Source organism: Streptomyces capoamus (assembly GCF_014654935.1).
Lineage (GTDB): Bacteria > Actinomycetota > Actinomycetes > Streptomycetales > Streptomycetaceae > Streptomyces > Streptomyces capoamus.
The window spans coordinates 82,438-88,947 of record NZ_BNBF01000007.1 but is presented as its reverse complement, the minus strand read 5'-3'; the positions used below and the strand labels follow the sequence as shown (position 1 = coordinate 88,947).

Here is a 6,510-nt window from a genome sequence, read left to right as displayed (position 1 = left end):
CTCGCACCCGGACGCCGCTTCGGGCAGACTGTGCGCCCGCGCATCCGGACCCTGATGCCCGTGTCTGTCGGTGGGGCATGCCACCATCGTGCGGGCGGTGACTGGTGATACGAGACCGAGAAGAGACCACTGAGGAGCAGGGCGTGCACCCCGATGGAGCGGCGGGCACCCCTGACGCCTCCGCGCGCCCCGGTCCCGCCCGTGCGGACGAGGGCGGCGCCGGCGCGCATCACGACCACACCGGAGCGCATGAGAACGACGGCACGCGCGCACGGGAGAGCGACCCCGGACTCCGGGAGAACGGCCCCGGACTCCGGGAGAGCGAGCCCGGACTCCGGGAGAGCGAGCCCGGACTCCGGGAGAACGGCCCGCCCGCGCGCGAGGGCGACACAGAGCCGGACGTGGCCGACGGCACGCGCGCGCGGGACGGCCGATCCGAGCCCGACGGGAGCGGCGGCGCCCGGGCGCGTGGCGCTGCCGACGCGGCGGCGCCACCCGGTCCCGGTCACCCGCCCCCGGACGACCTCGCCCCCGCCGACGACGACCCGCACGCCGAGCAGGTGGAGGGCGACGAACCGCTGCTCCCCGCGCGCGTGCACCGGCCCTCGGACCTCATGCGGCTCCTGGTGGGCGTCCTCGCCATCGTCGTACTGCTCGCGATCGCCGCGTTCGCGCACGGCACCACCTCGGGCCTCGAACAGGACATCAACAAGGGCACCGGGCAGGCCCCGGACCTGCTGATCAAGATCGCGGGGCTGGCGTCCAGCATCGCGATCCTGCTGGTGCCGGTCGCCTTCGCGATCGAACGGCTGATCAAACGGGACGGCCTGCGCATCGCCGACGGCGTCCTCGCGGCCGTCCTGGCCCACGGAGTGACGCTCGCCACCGACCTGTGGGTCGCCCGCGCCGCCCCGGACTCCATCCAGGAAGCCCTCACCCAGCCCTCGCCGGGCGACATCCACGCCCTGACCGACCCGGTGCACGGCTATCTGGCGCCGGTGATCGCCTACATGACGGCCGTCGGCATGTCCCGCAGGCCCAGATGGCGCGCGGTGCTGTGGATCGTGCTGCTCCTCGACGCCTTCTCGATGCTGGTCACCGGCTACACGACCCCCTTCTCGATCATCCTGACGGTTCTGATCGGCTGGACCATCGCCTACGGCACCCTGTACGCCGTCGGCTCCCCCAACGTCCGCCCCACCGGCCAGACCCTGATGGCGGGCCTGCGGCACGTCGGCTTCCACCCCGTCTCGGCGGCCCGCGAGGAGGCCGTGGAGTCGGAGAACGGCGACCGGGGCCGGCGCTACTTCGTCACCCTGGAGGACGGCCCGCCGCTGGACGTCACGGTCGTCGACCGCGAGCAGCAGGCCCAGGGATTCTTCTACCGCGCGTGGCGCAATCTGACCCTGCGCGGCTTCGCCACCCGTTCGAGCCTGCAGTCGCTGCGCCAGGCGCTGGAGCAGGAGGCGCTGCTGGCGTACGCGGCGATCGCGGCCGGCGCCAACGCGCCCAAGCTGATCGCCACCTCCGAGCTGGGCCCCGACGCGGTCATGCTCGTCTACGAGCACACCGGCGGGCGCACGCTGGACTCGCTGGCCGACGAGGAGATCACCGACGAGCTGCTGCGCAACACCTGGCACCAGGTGAGGGCGCTGCAGTCGCGGCGCATCGCGCACCGCCGGCTGGCCGGGGACGCGATTCTGGTGGATCGTTCCGGCAGGGTGATCCTCACCGAGCTGCGCGGCGGCGAGATCGCGGCCGGCGAGCTGCTGCTGCGCATGGACGTCGCCCAGCTGGTCACCACGCTCGGCCTGCGGGTCGGCGCCGAACGGGCGGTGGCCTCGGCGGTCGGCGTGCTCGGCCCGGACGCGGTCGCCGACTGCCTGCCGATGCTCCAGCCGATCGCGTTGACGCGCTCCACGCGCGCGACGCTGCGCCGGCTGGCCCGGGAGCGGGCGCAGCGCGAACGCGAGGCGGTCCTGGAGGCCTCCCAGCAGGCCAAGCCCGTCCGTGCCGAGGAGGCGTCCGACACGGCGCCGCCCGTCCTGGACAAGCCCGACAAGAAGACGGTCCGTGCCGAGCAGCGCGCGGAGAAGCGGGCCATCGACGAGGCCCTCGAAGAGGCCCGCGAGGAGGACCTGCTCACCCAGATCCGGCGCGAGGTGCTGCGGATCCGGCCGCAGGCGCCCGTGGAGCCGGCCCGGCTGGAACGCGTCCGGCCACGCACGCTGATCAGTTTCATCGCCGGTGCCATCGGCGCGTACTACCTGCTGACGCAGCTCACCCACATCGAGTTCGGCACTCTGTTCGCGCAGGCGCAGTGGGGCTGGGTGATCGCCGCGGTGCTGTTCTCCGCGCTCAGTTACGTCGCCGCGGCGATGGCCCTGCTGGGCTTCGTGCCGGAGCGGGTGCCGTTCCCGCGGACCGTGGCGGCACAGGTCGCCGGGTCCTTCGTGAAGATCGTGGCACCGGCCGCGGTCGGCGGTGTGGCCCTGAACACGCGGTTCCTGCAGCGCTCCGGGGTGCGTCCGGGGCTCGCGGTGGCGAGCGTCGGCGCCTCGCAGCTGTTCGGGCTCGGCTGCCACATCCTGATGCTGCTGTCGTTCGGTTATCTGACCGGCACCGAGAAGACCCCGTCGCTGTCGCCGTCCCGCACGGTCATCGCGGGCCTGCTGACCGTGGCCGTGCTGGTCCTCGTGGTCACCTCCGTGCCGTTCCTGCGGAAGTTCGTCGTCACGCGCGTGAGGTCGCTGTTCGCCGGTGTCGTGCCGCGCATGCTCGACGTGCTGCAGCGGCCCCAGAAGCTCATCACCGGCATCGGCGGCATGCTCCTGCTGACCGCCTGCTTCGTGATGTGCCTGGACGCGTCCATCCGGGCCTTCGGCGACGGATCGGTGTCGCTCAGCATCGCCAGCGTCGCCGTCGTGTTCCTGGCGGGCAACGCGCTCGGCTCCGCGGCGCCCACCCCCGGAGGCGTGGGCGCCGTCGAGGCCACCCTCACCGTCGGTCTGATCGCGGTGGGACTCCCCAAGGAGGTCGCCGCCCCGGCCGTGCTGCTGTTCCGGCTGCTGACCCTGTGGCTGCCGGTCCTGCCGGGCTGGCTGGCCTTCAACCACCTCAGCCGCAAGGGAGCCCTCTAGCCGGCCCGGCCGCAAGGGAGCCCACGAGCCGACCCGACCGCAAGGGATCCCTCCGGCCGAGGCCGACCGCAAGGGATCCCTCCGGCGACCCGACCGCGACGGAGCCCTCCGGCCGACCCGGTCGGTGCTGTAGCTCGTACGGACCGCGCCCGGCGCGCGCCCCGGCGTACAGGCCCCCACGATGGGGGTATGGCGAACCCCTCCCGGCTGCGCGTCTCCGCGCTGGCCACCACCGCTGTGCTGCTCTCCGCTGTACTGGCCGGCTGCGGCGGCAGCGCGAAGGACGGGGACCTCACGGCGCAGAAGCTGGACTGGAAGGACTGCCCGGCCCCCTCCGAGGCGGAGGGCGGCGGCAGCGCCCCGTCCCCGTTGCCGAGCGGCACCAGGTGGCAGTGCGCGACCATGAAGGCACCGCTGGACTGGAGCCGGCCGAAGGGCGACACGATCGACCTCGCCCTGATCCGGGCGCAGGCCAGCGGCCCGGCGAGCCGGCGGATCGGCTCCCTGGTGTTCAACTTCGGCGGCCCGGGCGGCAGCGGCGTCACCACGCTGCCCGCGTTCGGCTCCGACTACACCGCCCTGCGCACCCGCTACGACCTGGTCAGCTTCGACCCCCGCGGGGTCGGCCGCAGCGCACCGGTGCAGTGCGAGAGTGACGCCCAGCTCGACGACTACTTCCAGCAGGACGCGACCCCGGACGACAGCGCCGAACGCACCCAGTTCGTGACCCGCACCAAGCAGTTCAACGCGGCCTGCGAGAAGAACTCCCGGACGATCCTGCCGCACGTGCGCACCACGGACGCCGCTCGCGACATGGATCTGATGCGTCAGGTCCTGGGCGACGCCAAACTCCACTATTTCGGTATCTCCTACGGCACCGAACTCGGCGGCGTCTACGCCCACCTCTTCCCGCGGCGCGTCGGCCGGGCCGTCCTCGACGCCGTCGTCGACCCCACCCAGACGCCGGAGCAGGGCGCCCTCGGCCAGGCCAAGGGCTTCCAGCTGGCGCTCGACAACTTCGCGAAGGACTGCACCTCCAAGAGCACGGAATGCCCGATCGGCTCGACCGAGAAGGAGGTCAAGGACCGCATCGCCACCCTCCTCGGCAACCTGGAGAAGAAGCCGATCCCGGGCATCTTCCCGCGCCAGCTGACCGAGACCGCCGCCACCAACGGCATCGCGCAGTCCCTGTACTCGAAGGACTTCTGGGAGTACCTCACCGAGGGACTCGAGCAGGCCTACGACGGGGACGGCAAGGTCCTCATGCTGCTGTCCGACTCCATGAACGGCCGCAGCGAGAACGGCGAGTACAGCAACCTGACCGCGGCCAACATCGCCATCAACTGCTCCGACGAGAAGCAGCGCTACGACGCGGACTACGTCCAGCGGAAGCTGCCCGAGTTCCACGCCGCCTCCCCGCTGTTCGGCGCCTACCTGGCCTGGGGCATGGTGAGCTGCACCGACTGGGCGGTGCCCGGCGCCGCCGATCATCCCGACGTCAGCGCCCCGGGGTCGGCGCCCCTGCTCGTCATCGGCAACACCGGCGACCCGGCCACGCCGTACCAGGGCGCGAGGGCGATGGTGGACGCGCTCGGCAAGGGCGTCGGCGTCGAGCTGACGTACAGGGGTCAGGGGCACGGCGCGTACGACAGCAAGAACAAGTGCGTGCAGAGCGCGGTGAACGCCTACTTGCTGGACGGCAAGGTGCCGAAGGCCGGCACGGTCTGCTCGTGACAGACCTCCGACAGCTGCTCGCCCCAGATCCCCGACAGCTGCTCCGGAGAGATCCCCGACAGCCGCCGACATCACCCGGCGATGAGAAGAAACAGCAGGTCAGCGGGTTATCCACAGGCCACTCCGGGCTCTGCCGCCTACGCCTACCATGGCCTGAACGCCCGGCGCGGCACGATGCGGCGGGCCTGTCAGGGGGGTGCGCATGATGCGATTCCTGCGGTGGACGGCCGCGGTGACGGCAGGCCTGCTGCTGGCCGGCTGCGGCGGCTCGTCCGGCGGGGGCGGCGACGGGGACGAGGGCAAGGGGACCGGCCCGGCCTCCCCTCCGGTGTCGCGGACCCCGGCAGCACCGTCCCCGACGGCTCTGCCGTCCTCCCTCACCTCCCAGCACCTCGACTGGCGGCGCTGCAAGGCCACCAGTGCGTCCACCGCGCCGAGCGACGCCTGGCGGTGCGCGACCCTCGAGGTGCCGCTCGACTGGTCGAAGCCGGACGGCAGGACGATCGGCCTCGCCCTCATCCGTGCCCGGGCCACCGGCGGCCACCGCATCGGCTCGCTGCTGTTCAACTTCGGGGGCCCCGGGGGCTCGGGCCTGTCAACCATGCCGTACTTCGCGGACTCCGTCTCCGCCCTCCGCGAGCGCTACGACCTGGTGAGCTGGGACCCGCGCGGGGTCGGCGGAAGCGGGGCCGTCCGCTGCCGCGGCGACCGGGAGACCGAGGCCGCCGAGTCGGTGGACGCCACACCGGACACCCCGGCCGAGGAGCGGGCGTACTTCCAGGACGCCACCGACTTCGGCAAGGGCTGCCAGAAGGCCGCCGGCCCCCTGCTGGCCCACGCCTCCACCACCGACACCGCCCGCGACATGGATCTGATGCGCCAGGTCCTCGGCGACGACACACTGCACTACTTCGGCATCTCCTACGGCACCGAACTCGGCGGTGTCTACGCCCACCTGTTCCCGCGGCGGGTGGGCCGACTGGTCCTCGACGCGGTGGTCGACCCGACCGCGGACACGGTGGGCCACGCCGAGAACCAGGCCCGCGGCTTCCAACGGGCCCTCGACGACTACCTGAAGTCCACCGGCCGGGACCCGCGGCGGGGGTCCCGGCAGATAGCCGGGCTGCTGGCACGGCTCGACGCCGAGCCGCTGCCGACGTCCTCCGGACGCAAGCTGACCCAGACGCTCGCGGTCACCGGGATCATCCTGCCGCTGTACAGCGAATCGATGTGGCCGAGGTTGACCAGCGCCCTCGCGTCGGCGCAGAAGGGCGACGGTTCCGGGCTGCTCGCCCTCGCCGACCAGTACAACGACCGGGACGCCTCGGGCCGTTACGGCACGACGACCCATTCGCAGCGGGTCATATCCTGCCTGGACGACAGGCAGCGGCCGACGCTCGCCGAGACACGGCGGCGGCTGGCGGAGTTCGAGCGGATCTCACCGGTGTTCGGCGACTACCTCGGCTGGGACACGGCGGGCTGGTGCCACGACTGGCCGGTGCCGGGCCAGTACGACACCCCGGAGGTCAGCGCCCCGGGCGCGGCCCCGATCCTGCTGGTGGGCACCACCGGCGACCCGGCCACCCCGTACGAAGGCACCCGCAGAATGGCCGGCGAACTGGGCCGGGGTGTGGGC

The 6,510-nt window shown here is 72.5% G+C and carries 3 protein-coding genes; all 3 read left to right on the top strand.

What is annotated here, in order from left to right; genetic code table 11:
• Nucleotides 1-143 precede the first annotated feature (143 nt).
• Nucleotides 144-3,140 (top strand): lysylphosphatidylglycerol synthase domain-containing protein, encoded by a 2,997-nt coding sequence (locus tag IE312_RS13425; protein ID WP_229899669.1) that lies wholly within the window; start codon nucleotides 144-146, stop codon nucleotides 3,138-3,140.
• Nucleotides 3,141-3,329: 189 nt separating this feature from the next.
• The gene (locus IE312_RS13420) at nucleotides 3,330-4,874 is read left to right on the top strand and encodes an alpha/beta hydrolase (protein WP_189981437.1); all 1,545 of its coding nucleotides are present in this window, start codon (nucleotides 3,330-3,332) and stop codon (nucleotides 4,872-4,874) included.
• Nucleotides 4,875-5,076: 202 nt separating this feature from the next.
• The coding region (locus IE312_RS13415; protein ID WP_229899667.1) for an alpha/beta hydrolase at nucleotides 5,077-6,510 on the top strand (1,434 nt) is incomplete at its 3' end.